We start from the raw sequence: 1,773 nt of genomic DNA on the forward strand, positions 1-1,773 counted from the left end.
AATAGTCTAGTGATGATGGCAAAGAGGTCACACCCGTTCCCATACCGAACACGGAAGTTAAGCTCTTTAGCGCCGATGGTAGTTGGGGGCTTCCCCCTGTGAGAGTAGGACGTCGCTAGGCATTATACCCAGGAGGATTAGCTCAGCTGGGAGAGCACCTGCCTTACAAGCAGGGGGTCGGCGGTTCGAGCCCGTCATCCTCCACCATTTGCCGGTGTAGCTCAGTTGGTAGAGCAACTGACTTGTAATCAGTAGGTCGTGGGTTCGACTCCTATCGCCGGCACCATAGTTTTGAGCCATTAGCTCAGTTGGTAGAGCATCTGACTTTTAATCAGAGGGTCGAAGGTTCGAGTCCTTCATGGCTCACCATTTAATTGCCAACAAAATATGCGGGTGTGGCGGAATTGGCAGACGCACTAGACTTAGGATCTAGCGCCGCAAGGCGTGGGGGTTCGACTCCCTTCACCCGCACCATTTTTAAGAATTTCATATTGCCAGGATAAATAAATCTTATGCACATGCGGAAGTAGTTCAGTGGTAGAACACCACCTTGCCAAGGTGGGGGTCGCGAGTTCGAACCTCGTCTTCCGCTCCAAATGTGCCGGGGTGGCGGAACTGGCAGACGCACAGGACTTAAAATCCTGCGGTAGGTGACTACCGTGCCGGTTCGATTCCGGCCCTCGGCACCATTTTTTATAATTAGCGCCCGTAGCTCAATTGGATAGAGCGTCTGACTACGGATCAGAAGGTTATGGGTTCGACTCCTGTCGGGCGCGCCAAATTAATATTTATCGGAATGTAGCTCAGCTTGGTAGAGCACTTGGTTTGGGACCAAGGGGTCGTAGGTTCGAATCCTGTCATTCCGACCACTTTATGGGGCCTTAGCTCAGCTGGGAGAGCGCCTGCCTTGCACGCAGGAGGTCAGCGGTTCGATCCCGCTAGGCTCCACCATAAAAGATAACCAGTATAAAGATCCTGGCGGCGTAGCTCAGCTGGCTAGAGCGTACGGTTCATACCCGTAAGGTCGGGGGTTCGATCCCCTCTGCCGCCATCTTAAAGGACCTTTAGCTCAGTTGGTTAGAGCAGACGGCTCATAACCGTCCGGTCGCAGGTTCGAGTCCTGCAAGGTCCACCATTTATATAATTACGGAGGTATACCCAAGTCTGGCTGAAGGGATCGGTCTTGAAAACCGACAGGCGGGTAACACCGCGCGGGGGTTCGAATCCCTCTACCTCCTCCAGTTTTATTTCTATAAATGGTGCTTGAAAAACTCGAAAAGAATATTATTAACGCGGGGTGGAGCAGTGGTAGCTCGTCGGGCTCATAACCCGAAGGTCGTTGGTTCAAATCCGGCCCCCGCAACCAAATGGTCCCGTGGTGTAGCGGTTAACATGCCTGCCTGTCACGCAGGAGATCGCCGGTTCGATCCCGGTCGGGACCGCCATTTTTTAAAAATATGGGTCAGTAGCTCAGTTGGTAGAGCATTAGATTGAAGCTCTAAGTGTCGGCGGTTCGATTCCGTCCTGACCCACCATATTTGCGGGTGTAGTTTAATGGTAAAACCTCAGCCTTCCAAGCTGATGTCGTGAGTTCGATTCTCATCACCCGCTCCAAGGGCCTATAGCTCAGCTGGTTAGAGCGCACGCCTGATAAGCGTGAGGTCGATGGTTCGAGTCCATTTAGGCCCACCATTATTCCGAAGTAGCTCAGTTGGTAGTAGCACCTGACTGTTAATCAGGTTGTCGCAGGTTCGAGTCCTGCCTTCGGAGCCA

Annotated in this window: 18 tRNA genes and 1 rRNA gene; all 19 read left to right on the top strand. The window is 52.6% G+C overall.

The window, feature by feature from the left end:
- Positions 1-5 precede the first annotated feature (5 nt).
- The 19 genes from rrf (at position 6) to BFJ97_RS23215 (ending at position 1,773) form a co-directional block, all read left to right on the top strand.
- Positions 6-121: ribosomal RNA gene (rrf, locus tag BFJ97_RS23125) — 5S ribosomal RNA — on the top strand.
- A 10-nt stretch (positions 122-131) separates the two neighbouring features.
- Positions 132-207: transfer RNA gene (locus BFJ97_RS23130), tRNA-Val, on the top strand.
- A 3-nt stretch (positions 208-210) separates the two neighbouring features.
- Positions 211-286: transfer RNA gene (locus BFJ97_RS23135), tRNA-Thr, on the top strand.
- A 7-nt stretch (positions 287-293) separates the two neighbouring features.
- Positions 294-369, top strand: a tRNA-Lys gene (locus tag BFJ97_RS23140).
- Between the two features lie 20 nt (positions 370-389).
- Positions 390-474 (top strand) — tRNA-Leu (locus tag BFJ97_RS23145).
- A 46-nt stretch (positions 475-520) separates the two neighbouring features.
- Positions 521-595: transfer RNA gene (locus BFJ97_RS23150), tRNA-Gly, on the top strand.
- 5 nt (positions 596-600) lie between these two features.
- Positions 601-689 (top strand) — tRNA-Leu (locus BFJ97_RS23155).
- A 13-nt stretch (positions 690-702) separates the two neighbouring features.
- A tRNA-Arg gene (locus BFJ97_RS23160) sits at positions 703-779 on the top strand.
- Positions 780-792: 13 nt separating this feature from the next.
- A tRNA-Pro gene (locus tag BFJ97_RS23165) sits at positions 793-869 on the top strand.
- Positions 870-875: 6 nt separating this feature from the next.
- Positions 876-951 (top strand) — tRNA-Ala (locus BFJ97_RS23170).
- Positions 952-977: 26 nt separating this feature from the next.
- Positions 978-1,051 (top strand) — tRNA-Met (locus BFJ97_RS23175).
- A 7-nt stretch (positions 1,052-1,058) separates the two neighbouring features.
- A tRNA-Ile gene (locus BFJ97_RS23180) sits at positions 1,059-1,135 on the top strand.
- Positions 1,136-1,148: 13 nt separating this feature from the next.
- Positions 1,149-1,241: transfer RNA gene (locus BFJ97_RS23185), tRNA-Ser, on the top strand.
- 50 nt (positions 1,242-1,291) lie between these two features.
- Positions 1,292-1,366, top strand: a tRNA-Met gene (locus BFJ97_RS23190).
- A gap of 3 nt (positions 1,367-1,369) precedes the next feature.
- A tRNA-Asp gene (locus tag BFJ97_RS23195) sits at positions 1,370-1,445 on the top strand.
- A 14-nt stretch (positions 1,446-1,459) separates the two neighbouring features.
- Positions 1,460-1,535: transfer RNA gene (locus tag BFJ97_RS23200), tRNA-Phe, on the top strand.
- Positions 1,536-1,540: 5 nt separating this feature from the next.
- Positions 1,541-1,614, top strand: a tRNA-Gly gene (locus BFJ97_RS23205).
- Position 1,615: 1 nt separating this feature from the next.
- Positions 1,616-1,692 (top strand) — tRNA-Ile (locus tag BFJ97_RS23210).
- Positions 1,693-1,696: 4 nt separating this feature from the next.
- Positions 1,697-1,773 (top strand) — tRNA-Asn (locus tag BFJ97_RS23215).

This window comes from Lysinibacillus xylanilyticus (assembly GCF_001708185.1).
Lineage (GTDB): Bacteria > Bacillota > Bacilli > Bacillales_A > Planococcaceae > Lysinibacillus > Lysinibacillus xylanilyticus_A.